Here is a 15,096-nt window from a genome sequence, read left to right on the forward strand (position 1 = left end):
TTATACAAAGGAATTTTTTATGCAGCTCGAAAGATCCCGCGTTGTTCTCATCGGCGTGGGCGGCATTGGTCGCGAAATTGCGGTGCAGCTGGCAGCGCGTGGCGCATCGATCATGCTTGCCGACATCGATATAAATACCGCGCAATCGACGGCACAGGCGGTCAAGGCGGCGGGCGGCACGGCGCTGGCCGTTGCCTGTGACATGGCCAGTAGCGATGCGCTGGACGATCTTGCAGCGCTGGCCAAACAGCAGTTCGGGACGGTGGACCTGCTGATCAATCATGCAGGGGTTTCGGTCGGTGGCTTTTGGGAAGCAATACCCGATTCCGCCTGGCGGGATCTGATGGCGGTCAATGTTTGTGGGGTTGCCGGGTCGATCGCGCGGATGCTGCCGCTGATGGCGCCGGGGGCGCGCATCGTCAACACGTCGTCGGGTCTCGGCCTGTTCCATGACCTGCCATTTGCTGCACCATACATCGCATCAAAGGCCGCGTTGATCGCGATGAGCAGGGTTTTGGCAGACTATGTAAAAGGGCGCGGGATTGGCGTTACGGTCTTCTGCCCGGATATCACCAACACCGCGTTCGTCACGAGCGGTAAACTGTTCGGGATCGCGCCGGAGATCGCTGCGGGCGGCATTCCATGGGACACGATGCAAACCGCTGCCAGTGCCGCAGCAGATTTGATCGCGGGCCTGGAACAGGATCAGTTTCTGGTCAGCCTGGTGGACGATACGCAAAAGCGGCTGCTGTTGATGGCGGCCGCCAGTCTTGCCCCAGGCAGTGATCGTTTGCCCCGGCAAAGTGCTGCCAAGGGAGTGATCACAATGGCGGAAATTGGCTTGCCGGCAGGTGAAGCCCGCAGCCCAGCGATCAAGGCGCTGGCGGACTATGCTGCGACTGTCCGATCAGAACCAGGGTGCATCGAATATGCGGTGATGATCCCCGTTGAGAACGAGGAACTGATCTATTTGCGCGAAATGTGGGAGTCCGATGAAGCGTTCAAGGCACATCAGGTGCGCGACAGTTCGGTCGCCTTTCTGACTGCGGCAGGCGCGCTGGGCTTCACCAGCTTCACCAACAAGCAACTGGCCGTTGTGCTTTGAACCGACCGGTCGATCCTGTGGTTGCAAGTGCGCCTGAAGCAAATCCGATCCTTCACGAATATTTTCGATCCTCTGCGTCATTTCGGGTCCGCATCGCGCTCAATCTCAAAGGGATCGAATATCAAGCGGTTTCCTACCACTTGCGTCGCGGCGAACACCGGCTGCCGGACTACCTCGCACTCAATCCCGCCGGGCTGGTCCCTACGCTTGAACTGAGTGGGCATGCCATCAGCCAGTCACTGGCGATCATCGAACTTATCGATGAAATTCATCCCAACCCTTCATTTCTGCCGGACAACCCGCTGGACCGTGCGACCGTGCGCAGCCTTGCCCAGATGATCGCGTGCGATATCCATCCGTTGAACAACCTGCGCGTCCTGAATTATTTGCGTGAAAATCTTGGCTCGGATGAACACGCTGTCAAACAATGGTACAACCACTGGCTTGCCCAGGGTTTTTTAGCGCTGGAGGCACAGCTACAGCGCCACGCCGGACGTGGGCTTTATTGCTTCGGCAATGCACCTAGCCTGGCCGACATCTGCCTCGTCCCGCAATGCGTCAATGCCGCGAAGTATGACTTTGATATTGGGCAATACCCAGTCATCGCGGCGATCTTTGCGAGGTGTTTGTCATTGCCTGCGGTGAATATGGCCATGCCGTCGCGCCAACCCGATGCGCAAAGCTAGCTCAGCGACGCTTGAAGCCCCGCCCGGTCGATCTTGCCGACCACAACGCGCTCGATTCAAAGTTCGCGGCCCTTATGACTCCCGTTGATAAGCCGAAAATCACGACATCTGGAATCTTCCTTCCTCCGGCCTCAACCGATTAGTCAATCGGTCGATCGAAGTAACCATCGCGGCGGTGTCAGTGGCTGCTGATCGAGCGGCTGCCCCAATGCCCGATCCCTCGCCTTGGCGAACACTGCACCAGCGACGGCAAGGTCGGACAGGCCCATACCCAGTGGCTTGAAGATCGATAGCCGCCCTGCGTTCCAGGCGGGTGGATTGGCAAGAACCTCGGCCAACGTGGCAGCATCGCTGGCGCCAAAGCCGCCGGCCTTTTCGCTTTCGCGAAATTCACGCGAATCCCTGGCGGCGGCAACCCGGTCATCAACAACCACCAGCGCCGCCTGCGACAGCGCACCGGGGTGGAGTTCTGCATGCGTAGGGAGGATGGCACCCGCTGCATTGACATGTGTGCCCGGCGCAAAGGCGTCTGCAGAAAGAAACGGCTCTTTGGCTCTGGTGAGCAGCGAGACGATCGGCACATCGGCCACCGCGATCTCGGGCGTTTCACATTCAATAATTTCGAATGGAAACATCGCGCGGCAGCGCGCCGCAAAGGCTGTCCGCCGCTCAATGCTGGGCGACCAGATGCGAACGCGCCGAAGCGCCCTCACTGTACCGACTGCAGCGATCTGGAGCGGCGCCTGCCGTCCTGTGCCCAGCAAAGCCAGTTCATCGGCGCTCGGATCTGCAAGAAGGTCGGTCGCGACCGCGCAAATTCCGCTCGTCCGCAGTGCGCCCAGCATGCCGGCCTGGATCATCGCGTGCAGCGTACCGAACTCGGCGTCGAACAGCGAGATCACGGCAGACGCACCTTTGGATGTATTGATCCAGGTCTTGAACGCGGCGAGCTTCGAGTTGTGCGACACGGCACCCAGGGCATGAAGGCTGCCGAAGGGCCACGTAGCAAGTGCCTTGTCTACGTTGGACGCCTCCCCCCGGGCCTCCTGGTGCAGTATATCGCGGATCGCTTCAATGGCCTCATTAAGCGATATCAACGCACTAACTTCACGCTCACCTAGCCAGACAGGACCGGTAGTCATCGCATTTCTCCTAAGCCTGAAGCGCGACGGCGCGTTGCTTTGATATGAGACCCGGGAAGCAAGGTGCGCGTAAGCCTCGCGAGAATCCCTGACCTCTCGTCCGACCAGGGCCAGTGCACGCGCTCAGGGCTTGCACTGACAATGCGGTGCACCACGCCACAGTCTCCAGCATGGTCAAGATGAAGCTTGCCCTGCACAAGAAAGACTCGGCAATGCGCCAAAGTCCCTCAGGACGGCATCAAGCCTGGCGACCACAGCGGCGCTCGGCTCAGCCAATGGCGGCCGGAGTTCGGCTGATGAAAGCCGCATCATCGCCATCATCGTTTTGAGTGGCCCGGGATTGGTATCGAAAAATATCGACTGGTTAAGCCGGTGTAACTTCAAATGGATCGACCGCGCCATGGCCATGTCGCCCGCAAACACGGCTTCGCACATGTCCGCAACTACCCTTGGCATCAGATTACCGACCGCGCTCATCACACCTGCGGCCCCGATGGCCATCATAGGCCAGGTGTAACTTTCCAAACCACAGAATATTCGGAACTGCGGACCATGAGCGACGAGCAAGTCGGTGACATATTCGAGGTCGGGGGATGCGGTTTTGATCCCCACGAGGTTTGGGCATGCACTGGCTACCCTTGCCACAACCTCGGCCGTGATGGTGACGCCGGCCCTTCCGGGGATATTGTACAGCAATGCCGGAATTTCGACGGCGCCAAGAACAGCTTCGAAATAGCGGCCAAGCCCTTCTGCCGATGGTTTGATGAAACCAGGCGCGACGACCATTACCGCCGTGACGCCCGCTTCTGCCGCTGCGGCAGTGAGCGCGATGGTCTCATCCTGGCGCAGAGTTCCGGTGGCCGCGACAACCGGGCAGCGCCTGGCAACCACCGCCACCGCACGTCGAAACAATTCGAGACGCTCATGCGTGGTCAGGCTCGTCGGCTCTCCCGTCGTTCCCGTGATGACGACGCCGTGGCTGCCGCCCTCGACTTGCTGATCGACAAGCTGTTCGAACGCGCAGTAATCGACGTGCCCTTCACGAAACGGGGTCACAAGCGGCGTGAACGAACCGCAGAGCCATTCCGGACCGTTGATCAGCATGGCCTGGCGCCGGGTTGGCTAGGCACTTCAAGACTGGTCGGCAAATCGGCAAGTGCCGTGATTAGCGGGCAATCAGGATTGGCAAGATGGAGCACGTCAGTTCCTCCCACGCACGTCAGCAAGATTTGTCTGGAAGCCCGCCTCGGAGCCGAGCGTAAGGATCGGCCCACCGTCAACGTTCTCCTGCCAGATCAACGATTCTGATCCGATATGGAGTGGGTGATCCTGGATGGTCAGGATCACCGCGCCCTCAGGTCCGATAGAGTGGCCGTGTACCGCCCAGCCCGGCGCGGACAGCATTATGTCGCCCGCTGCCCAGTCCACGCGCTGGCCGCCAACGATGCTATATCCGCTTCCGTCGAGGATTAGGTTGATGGCAGCGGACATATGCCGGTGGGCATTTCCCGTGGCATTGGCGGGTGCGGACGTCACAGTCGCGAAAAACGATTGCGTTGTGCCGTTCCTCCGCTCCGTCGCAGGGTTATAGAGACACCAGAGCGGCCGCCCCGTGTAACCCTTGCCGACGTTGCGCACGATGCCAAGTTGCTGGGCAAGGTCCGCCCACGGCCAATGCAGGGGCGGGTTGGCTACCGCTTCCGGATCGATCAAATGCTCGTAGGGCAGCAATTGCCCGTAGCCAGCACCAAGGCTGATCGGGCCGCCGGCGACTTCCTTTGCGCGCGTGACATGCGCCGAAAGCAGGGCGCCCTGTTCCAGCGCGGCCTTCAAATCTTCGTCCGCCGGCGGATTTGATTCGCGATAGAGCGCATTGATCTTCTGGAGAAACGGCGCGTTCGAGAAGGTTACGTAGTGAAAAGCCTCGGATGGTGCGGCCTTCAGCGTCTCGATCTGCATCGCCGGCGTTGTCCACGAATCGCGCGGCATGATCTCTCGCGCTGCGACCCCAACATGCTTGGTGGCCCCGCCAGCAAGGGCCATGGAAAAAGACGAGGCATTGGACCGCCGCGCTTTTGTTTGCTCGCCAGGCAGGAGAATGCCGAAGCGCACCTCGATCGCAGGGGCAAGTCCGGGCATCTGCGGATCCGCATAAGGGTGAGCGACGATGATCTCACGTCGGCCATCCGCGCCGGGCGGGCCGTCAGCCAACCGCGCGAGCGCGTCCTGTATATCCAGTCCGCGCGCAGTTGCGATGGGCCAGACTTCCAGCGTTGGTTCCGGCACGGTCCGGGCATCGATTAGCTGGGCTGTCAGACTCATGCGCTTGCTCCCTTGACGCTATCTGTTGCGTTTTCGGCAACGACGGGATTAGTCAGGTCGCCAAGTTGCGGCGACGAGATCTGGACCGTGTCGCCAGGCCGAAGCCAGATCGGGGGCTGGCGGCGTCCGCCGATGCCAGCCGGGGTCCCGGTCGCGATGACATCGCCTACCCTCAATCGCATAAAGGTTGAAACATAGGCGAGCAGCGCCGGGACGGTATGGACAAGGTCGGCAAGCACGCCGATTTGCATGATCCGGCCGTTGACTGTGGTCGTGAAGGCAAGAGCGTCCACTTCGCCAGCTTCGTCGCTGGTCACGATCCAGGGCCCGATCGCCCCGCTTGCATCGAAATTCTTACCCGCGGTTGCTTGCGACCCGTGCAGTTGAAAGTCGCGGACGCTGTGGTCGCCGAAGAGCACGTAACCCGCCACATGCGACATGGCGCTCGCTGCGGAAATTCTGTGGCCGCCACGGCCGATCACCACCGCGATCTCGCCCTCCCAATCGAGCATTTCCGAAACGGATGGACGAATGATGGCCGTACGATGCCCAACAAGGCTGCTGGCAAAGCGCGTAAAAAAGGTTGGGACCTTGGAGGCAATCACGCCTGATTCAGTGCTGTGACTGCGATAGTTGAAGCCAGCACAAAGGATACGGCTTTGATCGCTGACGGGGGGTAACAAAGCCACGTCCTGCAGCGGCACCGAGTCAGCGCCCGGATCAGCATGCGTCTTTCCGCTTCCGAGGACTTGCGCGACAGTGGGCAAGCCAAGATCTATCACCTTGCCGTTTACGACCGCGGCGGCATAGCTTCGGCCACGATAGTCGACCTGTGCGAGCTTCATTCATCCTCCTGGGATGCTGGTTTTTCAGCATTCTGGACTTTCGGCCTTACTTGCGGATAAGTGCAACCGAACGACTACATGTAGGTGTAACCGAATGACTACAGTTCTGTCAAGCATCAAGGAAGCGCAGTCTGAAAGCGTCAGCGAAGGTGCCGTAGTGGTCAGCAAACGGCCGCGTGGCAAAGCGGAGATCATCGAGAGCGTGATCGATGCTGCAGCCGAATTGTTCGCCGAGCGAGGACCCGCCGACGTCTCGATCCGCGACATCGCCGCGCGCGCGCAAGTCAATCATGGCCTTGTCCACCGGCATTTCGCCACCAAGGAAAAGGTCTTGGAGGCTGTCCTCGCACGCTTTGACGAAGCATTCAAAGAAGCGATTGAAGGTGCAAAGGACGCAAGCGAGGCCGCAGCGCGGCTTGCTCCTCGATTGCGCGAACAGGACGGTTTTCTGCGCCTTATCGCGTTCCTCCTGCTGCAAGGCGCCCCAACCGACTCGTTCGTCATTCCGCAAGGCGGGCTACACAGGTTCATTACACTTGCTGGGAGCGCGCCCGACGCTTCTGCCAATGCACAAGCCGATGCCGTCGTTGGCACAGCGCTGGCCCTCGGCTGGGCGTTGTTCAAACCATTCCTAGCGGAGGCCTCGCAACTGGATCGCGATCTCATCGACCGCCGCGTGAAGGAAACGCATCGTCGGCTGCTTTCGGATGGTGTCTGAACGGCGAGTTTCGAGCCGATCAGGGATGGACCTTGCCAAAGCGCGGCGCGGGCCAAACGGCCGGCAGGAATCCGTCAGTCCTTGTTAATCCGCTTCAAACCGATCGCGCGCGCCATGCCGATGTCCAGCCAACGATCCGGCAGCGCTCGCGGCACAATCCAGTTCAGGAAAGCGCCGGGTACAACCGGATAGCGGGTACGGGGACGGCGAACCGTCAATGCGCGGTGGACCACTTCCGCAATCCGGCGCGGCGGATAGCCCTTGCGCCCGAGCCTTCCGAACAAATCGAGGAACCGTTCGAAGGCCGGTCCGAAGTCGGTGGCGCGATAGCGCTCAAGCGAGCCGTCGCTCTTGTCCCAGATCGCCGTGACCGTCGATCCGGGCTCGATCACAACCACTTCGATGCCGTAGATGAGAAGTTCCCTTCTAAGTCCGTCGGAAAGGGCTTCGATTGCGTGCTTGCTCGCCTGATAGGATGCGGCGAACGGCGCGACAATCCTGCCACCGACCGAACTGATGTTGATGATCCGTCCGGGGCGCTTGGTAGGCGCGGCCATTGCACCGAGCATCGGCAGAAATGCCTGCGTGACGATCAGCGCGCCCACTGTGTTGATATGCAGCGTCCGAAGCAGTTCATCCGGCGGCAAATGCATCAGCGGGCCGACGCTCGTCATGCCTGCATTGTTGACCAAGCCGAAGAGCGTCTCGCCACCAAGCTTCAATTGAACGAAATCTGCCGCCCGGCCAACCGCTTCTGCGTCGACGATGTCGAACGTCAAGGCCGTGAAACGTTCACCCAGGAGACCTTTAAGCCGCGCGCCGTCTTCCACATTCCTTACGCTGCCAAATACCAAAAAGCCCTGTTCGACGAAAAGCTTCGCGCAGGCTTCGCCGATGCCGCTTGAAACACCGGTAATCACTACGGCCTTGTTCATGGCGCGACCACCATCCGCGCGGGCTCCATGAGCATCACCGCCAAGTCGAGCCACAAGAGTTCGCCGCCATCCAGCGTTGCCGGAATGTGCGGCAAGGCAGTTGATCGCGCCATGATCAGAAACGCACGCTTGCGCGAACGCCATAGGTCCGCGGCGGATTGTAACTGGCACGATAGTTGTTCAGCAGTTCGATATAAGCGACGCGGTTAAGGACGTCCTTGTTCTCGAGATTCTGGACAAACGCCTCCAGGCCAAAGCGCTGGTTTGCGCTCGCCCAGGACAATGTGAGGTCGGTCCGTGTGTATCCCCCCTGGATGTCAGTAGCCGGTCGCGCAAATGGCGTTAGCGACTGGCGATCGGACCAGAAGAACGCAACTCGTGGCGTCAGCGATCCCGCACTGCCAAGATTAATTCCATATTGCGCAGCGATAGTGGCGGTGAAGCGGGGCGCGTTCGGAAGGGCGTTTCCGCCAAAATCAACGAGACCAGCCGCAGGATTGGCAGAGTCGGTAGTTACATATTTATCGTACTTGGCATGAAGATAAGTGAGCGTCGCCTCGAGTTGAAGCTTTTCGATCGGCGTTGCGACAAGCTCGGCTTCTGCTCCGTAGACGGTGCTCGATGCCGCGTTATCGACGACAATGGTGGGCGCGCCATTCGGCCCGGTCCGCACCGCGCTGACCTGCAGATCGCTGTAGTTGTAGTAGAAAGCGGCAAGATTGGCCCGCAACCGGCGATCGAGCAGCACGAGTTTCGCACCAGCCTCATAAGACCATATGTATTCCGGGTTGTAAGCAGGCTGTGCGAGGGAGAACCCGCCCGCTTTGTAGCCGCGCGAGACTGTAGCGTAGAGCAACTGTCCGCCGGCGGTCGTCCAATCAAGACCGACCTTGCCGGTGACCGCTGCCCAACTTCGTGCGCCGGGAAGCGTCTGTGTTGGTCCGCCAAAGCTGAACGTGCTGAGCGCCTCCTTGCGGTCATGCGAGTAGCGCAGTCCTGCCGTCATGCGGAGCGAGGGCGAAAGCTTTATCGTCCCCTGCCCGAATGCTGCGGCAGATGTGGATGTAACGTCGAGCTTGAGGCCGATGGGCACGGTAAACGCTCCAAGTCCCGGCGGGATCGGACCGTAGGAAATACCGATATCGTCGATACCGGTCTCGCGCAAATAATAACCGCCGACAATCCACTCAAACTTACCCGGCTTGGATATAAGCTGCGATTCGACGGAAGTCTGCTTGTTGAACTGGCGAATGAAGTCATTGAACAGGATCTGCGCTTCGGACATATCCGAATCGCGCGTGAACCTGAAGCGCTGATCTTGATATCCGACGATCGTGCGGAAAGTGGCACCGCCGAGGAAACTGTCGGGCAGTTCCCAATTCAGTGTCGCCGCTATGTTGGCGGTCTTTACCCGTAATTGGTTCGGGCCGTTCAAGTAGACTTCCCGGGGTGACGCAGGATTGGCCCTAGCGCCAAAACCGAACGGAATTGCGGCGTCGTAGGGGAATGCCAGTACCGGCGGATCACCAGCCGGGTTTGCGACGATCAGCGGCCGATAGGCGCCGAGTGCCTTCTCCGCAGGCCCGTTACCGCCTCGGTAGGAATATGTGCCGCGCAATGTCAGTTCGATCGCATCAGTTGGCGCAAGGCGAAGCTGGCCGCGCATTTCGAAGATATCGGCATCATCCAAATCTTTGCTGCGATCCGTCGATGCGAGGTTGCGCTGGTAACCGTTGCGCTTTTCATAAACGGCACTGATCCGGGCTGCGGCCCGATCGGTCGCGAGCGGAATATTGACGGCACCCCTTAGCCGGACGCGGTCATAATTTCCGTAGGTTGCATCTGCCAGCATCGCAGTCTGGTTGAACTGGGCCGGCCGCGTGACGACGTTGATCGCGCCACCCGTCGCATTTCTGCCGTAGAGTGTACCCTGCGGACCGCGCAGAACCTCAACACGGTCGACGTCGAACAGTAACCCTTCAGCGGATGTCGTTCGGGCGAAATAGACGCCATCGACATAGAAGGCGACGGCGGGGTCGCCACCGGAAGTGATGTTGTCGCTGCCAATGCCGCGCAAGGTCAGCAACGCGTTGCCTTGATATTCCTGATAGCGAAGAGACGGAGTAGCTACGGCGAGTGCCTCAGCCGACTGAATATTGCGCTGCTCAAGCGCAACACCGGTCAACGCCGTTATGGCGATTGGTGTTTTTTGCAATGTCGAAGAACGCTTCTCGGCGGTAACAATAATGTCTCCGGTCGCGTCATTCGGCTGAACGGCGCTTGCGCCGACCGCTCCCGCTGGTGGCTTTGGCGTTTGCGCATAGAGACTGCTGGATGACATCAGGCAGGCCGTTATCAGCGATGCGATTCGAAACACTTCACCTCTCCTCCTTGTGCGCGAGCTTAAGCTCGTCTTCCGCCGCCTGATGCGTTAATCTCACGACATTCGGCTTCTGGAAACGAGATGTACGAATATCGTTTCATTGTTGTCAAGGGCATTGTCCGCTTGGCATCGCCGAACATGAAGTCGGGGCTTGGTGTCCCGTTCGAAAGAGAAGGAATGACGTGAAGGAAACAGCTGCAAACCGAATCATACAGGCGTTCGCTGAACGGGCTCGTTTGGTCGGTGTCCGCAAGGTCGTAATGGCCGATCTGGCCAAAGGACTCGGGATCAGCACCGCCACGGTTTACCGGGCCTTTGCGACGAAAACCGAGCTTGTCAGTGCAATGCTCAATCACTGGACAGACGGATTTCTGGCAGCCGTCGAACAAGCAAAGGACACCGCCAACACGGCACCAAGCGACGCGTTGTCGGCGCTGGTTATTGCCTTCGTTGATGTCCGCGAGCGCTTCAATGATACATTCTGGAACCAAGTGCGCACGGATTACCCGATCCTTTACGAGGCATTTGAAACTCATCTTACACAAGGCACCGACTACGCACGGGGCATTATCGCGCCTCTGCTGCGCGCGGATGTCGATGGTGTGCTTGCCGAATTCATGCTGACTTCGTCGATTACGAGCATTCTGGATGATCGTCGGCTGACTGAACTCAAGCGTTCGCGGCGTGACGCGGTGCTGGGCATCGTGGATCTTTGGACGAGCGCCTTTTTGCAAGGGCCGCGATCCAATGAATCGATCTCAAAAGAACATTAAAAACGAAAAAGGTTTTATTCGTTTCAACGTTGAGCTATGTCCCATCCCACACAACAACGGTGGAGATGGATTGATGGCTACGGTGGTGGAACAAGCGGGCGGACTGGTTCAGGATCAATTCGAGCAAGCCGAAGTCGCCTCTAAAGTCTGGCGTTGCTTGGGCAAGGCGAAGCCCCAAGCCGATAGACCGCTGCCACGACCGACCCGATCGGTCGATGATCTGATCGCGGATCTCGACTCGCACGGATACTGCTTTGTAGCAGAGGCTTTGCCGCTTGATGTCGTCGCCGAGATGAAAAATCGGCTCGATGAACAGATCGAAGGCGAACGGTCCATCGGGAGGGGCCTGTTGCCCGCCACAAATGACGAACGAATCTCCAATCTGCTCAACAAAGGGGCGGTCTTTGCCAAAGTGGTCGCTGATCCGCTGGTGGATACGCTGCTGTCTCATCTTCTGGACGATGCATTCCTGCTGGGACTGGTAGGCGCGGTGAAGACGTTACCAGGTTCGCTGGCGCAGGGTCTGCATATCGACCAGGCTTACATGGGTTTCCCGACACCGGTGCCAGTGGCCGCGAACACGGTCTGGATGCTTGATGATTTCACCGACGAAAATGGCGGCACGCGTGTTGTCCCTGGCAGTCATCTTTGGTCACCCGAAGCGGTTGAGGCCCATCACGAGCACCTCGGGGTTGCGGCGGGCGACGGGCTCGAAAACCCACCCGGCACGATCGCTGCACAGGCGCCGGCAGGATCATGCATGGTTTTTGACGCGCGCATTTTGCACGGGACCGGTCGAAACCGGACCACCGACGTCATTCGCCGTGGCATCTTCTGCTACTATGGTCGTGGCTATATGCGTCAGTTCGAGAACCCGTTCCTGTCGATTGATGACGACGTGATGATGTCCCTCGATCCCGAGGTTCGATGCCAACTCGGTTATCGCCCGTGGTTCTATTTCGGAGGATGCGAGATGTCGGGCTTGGCAGCGCCGCTCGACGTCGTCCGACCCGTCAGCCGCGTCGGCGTTTTGAAGCCATAGCGCTTTTGCGCGCAGGTGAACCCCACCAGAGCGCGCAAAATCCCACAGCTGAAACAAAACTGCAGGCCGTAAAAGGCCGCGAGAGGCACAAGAATGTCGCAACCCTATCGGGACGATCCCCGTTCCGCATCCAACCCGCTGTTCAACGAAAATCGGCTGAAGCTCGGCATTTTTGGTATCAACGGTCCTGGCGTTGCCATGACCAAGGTCGCGGAGGCTTTCGTTCCGACATGGGCAAATTCGCGTGCCATCGCGGAAGAAGCGGACAAAGCTGGCTTCGAGACCATTGTTCCCTACGCGCGGTGGCGCCCATTCGCAGGCGACGATCACCCATCGGGAAGGACGTTTGAAACTTACAATTGGGCCGCCGCCTTAAGCGCACTCACCTCGCGTTCGTGTGTCATGAGCACGTCCCACGTGCCGACGATCCACCCACTTGTTGCAGCAAAGCAGGCTGCGACAATAGACCACATCTCCGGGGGACGCTTCGCGATCAATATCGTCTGCGGTTGGTACACTCCCGAAATCGAAATGTTCGGTGCCGACATCAGAACGCATACCGATCGTTATGGCCATGCCGACGAGTGGATCACGGTCATGAAGCGGCTTTGGACCGAGGGCGATGCCTTCGATTTCGATGGGAAATTCGTGCAGTTGCGCAAGGCTGTCTCCAATCCGAAGCCGCTGCAGCAACCTCACCCCGCCCTTATGAACGCAGGTGGCTCGGATGCCGGTCAGTTGTTCGCGGCCAAACATGCAGACATCGCTTTCATCCTCGTACGATCACCACGACCAGAGGACATCAAGGCGCAAGTCGATGCCTACCGTGACCTGGCGCGGCGCGAATTCGGTCGGAACATCCAGATTTGGGTTCACGCCTATGTCGTGCAACGCGACAGCATTTCCGACGCTTTGGCGTATGTCGATCACTATGCTGATATCTACGGGGACCATGAAGTTGCCAACGAGTTCCTGAAGCATCAGCTTGTCGGTGCGCAAACCGTCCCACCTGAAATCTTAAGCAAGATGCGGCAAAGTTTCATGGCAGGTGCTGGTGGAGTTCCGTTGCTAGGGACGCCTACCGACATCGTCGCGGCAATGTCTGGCCTGTCAGCCTGCGGTATCGACGGTATCCTGCTAACTTGGGTCGATTATGCCGAAGGACTGCCCCGCTTCGTCCGCGAAGTATTGCCGCTGATTGAGCAGGCGGGGCTTCGCCAATCGCTGTGATAGCTGCAGCAACCCGCCTGACCTCTGAATGCCTGACCTGCAACTGGTGGGCAAGTCCGGCGGTGGCGATACTGCAGCAGAAATCTGTAAGCGGTTTGTGACGATCGCCAGGTTCAGTTCCTTCATTGATCAGCCCAAGACGTGTGGCTTTGCCAAAGACATCGAGACCCGACCTCACACATCCCTTGGGTTCATAATGCCTGCCGAATTCGCTTTGTCGGCCGGAGTTAAGCTGGCCGACAAGGCGTCGGGCCTCTTGCTATGTCCGGGAGCTAATCCTGGACAGAGTCAGGATGAACAGAAATAGAAATAAGACTATACTTCAATTAATGTAGGGTCATCCTCTTACCGAACTGTCTGTCCCGCGCGTCACAGGAATAAGCGCGCCAGAGATCGAGCGCCCGGCGGGCGAAGCGAGAAATACCATAACATCGGCGATGGCTTCCGGCTCCACCCACTGCGAAGTGTCTGCTGCGGGCATGGCCGCTCTAATGCCCGGGGTATCGATTATGCTCGGTAGTACAGCGTTAACGGTAACACGCGTTGCTACGAGCTCTGCCGCGAGGCTTTCGGTCTGGCGGTGGACGCCGGCTTTAGCCGCAGCATAGGCCCCCATCCCGGCTTCGGAATGCACGGCAGCATTCGCGCCCACATTGATCACACGGCCAGCCGGACTTTCCAGTAGCGCTGGCAGAGCGGCCTTGGTCATCATTCCAGTGGTGAGCACATTCATCGCAAACATGCGCTGCCAGGACGCAGAGCTCCCTCCATCCAGCGTTTCCCAGACGAACCCGCCGGCCACATTGATCAGAACATCGATACCGCCAAACGCGGACACGATGGCGGCGACAGTGCGGGCACAGGCTTCGTCGTCGGTCAGATCAACCCCGGGGAAATCGCGCCCGCCCACGAGAGGGATTGCCGATGACGGGGCGACGTCGACGCGGGAGACGTAATCCCCTAGCGCGAGGAAAGCCCTGCTTACATGCGTCCCCAGCGCGCCAAACCCGCCGGTAATCACCACGCTGCGGGGCATTAGCGCGCGGCCTTAGGTTCGAGCGCCTTTTCCGCGCGGCCAAGGATCATCCGCCACATCCCGTCCCACTGTCGATCAGACAGCCAACGCCGCAAGAACGGCATGACATGCGCTGTCATGCCCACTTTGTAGCGGGTGCGGGGCTTGCGGGCCAATGCCGCCTTGAAGATCGTCGCGGCAACAGCATTGGCCGAGACGAACCCGCTGCCGGACTGCAACTGCTGCTTGGCCATGCCGCTCATCGCGCTCACGGGTGCCCAATAAGGGCTGTCGCCTGCGGGCAAGGGCATATCAGCGGCGCTGAGGGCCATCGGGGTGAGCACCGGGCCAGGCTGGACCACAACGACATCGATGCCAAATGCCTTGGCTTCGTAGCGCAAGGCATCGGACACCGATTCCACGGCGTATTTGCTGGCGTGATAGGCGCCGCCATAAGGGGTGGTGAATTCCCCGCCCATTGACGAGATATTGATAATGCGTCCCGTGCCACGCTTGCGCATCAACGGGATGACCGCCTGTGCCATCCGGATCGTGCCGAAAACATTTGTATCGAACAGGCGCTGCAGCACGGCCTCGTCGAACGTTTCGATCGGACCAAGCGGGCCGAAGCCAGCATTGTTCACGAGAAGGTCGATCGTGCCGAACCGGCTCACTGCAGCATCAAGCGCCGCGCTGATGCTGGCCGCGTCGGTCACGTCGAGTTTCAGCGTCAGCATGTTGGGCGGGGATGCCAGATCGGATGATGGCGTGCGCATCGTTGCCACCACATTCCAGCCATTGGCCGCGAAGAGCTTGGTCGCCGCAGCGCCAATGCCACTCGAGGCGCCGGTGATCAAAACCGTCGATGCCACTTTTTATCTCCGCTCAATTAAATGTTTC

The 15,096-nt window shown here is 59.3% G+C and carries 14 protein-coding genes; 6 read left to right on the forward strand and 8 right to left on the reverse strand.

All coding sequences use genetic code 11. The annotated features are described in order from the left end of the window. Window positions 1–19: 19 nt before the first annotated feature. Both ACO056_RS17580 and maiA read left to right on the forward strand, forming a co-directional pair. A complete protein-coding gene (locus ACO056_RS17580) occupies window positions 20–1,105 on the forward strand; it encodes an SDR family NAD(P)-dependent oxidoreductase (RefSeq protein ID WP_421849250.1) in 1,086 nt (361 codons plus the stop codon). Continuing rightward, window positions 1,102–1,791: a maleylacetoacetate isomerase gene (gene maiA / locus ACO056_RS17585; RefSeq protein ID WP_421849253.1), complete on the forward strand. Its 690-nt coding sequence runs from the start codon at window positions 1,102–1,104 to the stop codon at window positions 1,789–1,791. Before ACO056_RS17580 ends, maiA begins: the two co-directional genes overlap by 4 nt. A 143-nt stretch (window positions 1,792–1,934) precedes the next feature. Here the strand turns inward: maiA and ACO056_RS17590 are convergent, their stop codons facing one another. The 4 genes from ACO056_RS17590 to ACO056_RS17605 all read right to left on the reverse strand — a co-directional run bounded on the left by ACO056_RS17590 (window position 1,935) and on the right by ACO056_RS17605 (window position 6,100). After that, a complete protein-coding gene (locus ACO056_RS17590; RefSeq protein ID WP_421849256.1) occupies window positions 1,935–2,933 on the reverse strand; it encodes an ornithine cyclodeaminase family protein in 999 nt (332 codons plus the stop codon). Window positions 2,934–3,107: 174 nt separating this feature from the next. Next, on the reverse strand, window positions 3,108–4,037 hold the full coding sequence (gene dapA, locus ACO056_RS17595; protein WP_421849259.1) for a 4-hydroxy-tetrahydrodipicolinate synthase: 930 nt from the start codon (window positions 4,035–4,037) through the stop codon (window positions 3,108–3,110). 96 nt (window positions 4,038–4,133) lie between these two features. After that, a complete protein-coding gene (locus ACO056_RS17600) occupies window positions 4,134–5,255 on the reverse strand; it encodes an AraC family ligand binding domain-containing protein (RefSeq protein ID WP_421849262.1) in 1,122 nt (373 codons plus the stop codon). Further along, the gene (locus ACO056_RS17605; protein ID WP_421849265.1) at window positions 5,252–6,100 is read right to left on the reverse strand and encodes a fumarylacetoacetate hydrolase family protein; all 849 of its coding nucleotides are present in this window, start codon (window positions 6,098–6,100) and stop codon (window positions 5,252–5,254) included. Before ACO056_RS17605 ends, ACO056_RS17600 begins: the two co-directional genes overlap by 4 nt. Before the next feature lie 94 nt (window positions 6,101–6,194). On the opposite strand from ACO056_RS17605, the gene ACO056_RS17610 reads away from it, so the two are divergent. Next, window positions 6,195–6,818 (forward strand): TetR/AcrR family transcriptional regulator, encoded by a 624-nt coding sequence (locus ACO056_RS17610; RefSeq protein WP_421849268.1) that lies wholly within the window; start codon window positions 6,195–6,197, stop codon window positions 6,816–6,818. A 74-nt stretch (window positions 6,819–6,892) separates the two neighbouring features. Here the strand turns inward: ACO056_RS17610 and ACO056_RS17615 are convergent, their stop codons facing one another. Together ACO056_RS17615 and ACO056_RS17620 are read right to left on the reverse strand one after the other, a co-directional pair. Then, on the reverse strand, window positions 6,893–7,753 hold the full coding sequence (locus tag ACO056_RS17615; RefSeq protein WP_421849271.1) for an SDR family NAD(P)-dependent oxidoreductase: 861 nt from the start codon (window positions 7,751–7,753) through the stop codon (window positions 6,893–6,895). A gap of 115 nt (window positions 7,754–7,868) precedes the next feature. Then, a complete protein-coding gene (locus ACO056_RS17620) occupies window positions 7,869–10,130 on the reverse strand; it encodes a TonB-dependent receptor (protein WP_421849274.1) in 2,262 nt (753 codons plus the stop codon). A gap of 188 nt (window positions 10,131–10,318) precedes the next feature. Here ACO056_RS17620 and ACO056_RS17625 point away from each other — a divergent pair, with 188 nt between their 5' ends. The 3 genes from ACO056_RS17625 (at window position 10,319) to ACO056_RS17635 (ending at window position 13,181) form a co-directional block, all read left to right on the forward strand. Continuing rightward, complete coding sequence (locus tag ACO056_RS17625; protein ID WP_421849277.1) at window positions 10,319–10,909, forward strand: TetR/AcrR family transcriptional regulator; 591 nt, start codon at window positions 10,319–10,321, stop codon at window positions 10,907–10,909. Next, window positions 10,884–11,951 carry a phytanoyl-CoA dioxygenase family protein gene (locus ACO056_RS17630; RefSeq protein WP_421849280.1) on the forward strand — a complete coding sequence of 356 codons (1,068 nt, stop codon included), beginning with the start codon at window positions 10,884–10,886 and terminating at the stop codon, window positions 11,949–11,951. The genes ACO056_RS17625 and ACO056_RS17630 overlap by 26 nt, the downstream gene beginning before the upstream one ends. A 93-nt stretch (window positions 11,952–12,044) precedes the next feature. Continuing rightward, window positions 12,045–13,181: an LLM class flavin-dependent oxidoreductase gene (locus tag ACO056_RS17635; RefSeq protein WP_421849282.1), complete on the forward strand. Its 1,137-nt coding sequence runs from the start codon at window positions 12,045–12,047 to the stop codon at window positions 13,179–13,181. Between the two features lie 337 nt (window positions 13,182–13,518). On the opposite strand, the gene ACO056_RS17640 is transcribed toward ACO056_RS17635, so the two are convergent. Then, entirely contained in the window at window positions 13,519–14,217 is a 699-nt protein-coding gene (locus ACO056_RS17640) for an SDR family NAD(P)-dependent oxidoreductase (protein WP_421849285.1), read from the reverse strand. Then, entirely contained in the window at window positions 14,217–15,068 is an 852-nt protein-coding gene (locus ACO056_RS17645) for an SDR family oxidoreductase (RefSeq protein ID WP_421849288.1), read from the reverse strand. Before ACO056_RS17645 ends, ACO056_RS17640 begins: the two co-directional genes overlap by 1 nt. Window positions 15,069–15,096: the final 28 nt, after the last annotated feature.

The organism is Novosphingobium sp., from assembly GCF_965228995.1.
In the GTDB taxonomy this organism is placed as follows: domain Bacteria; phylum Pseudomonadota; class Alphaproteobacteria; order Sphingomonadales; family Sphingomonadaceae; genus Novosphingobium.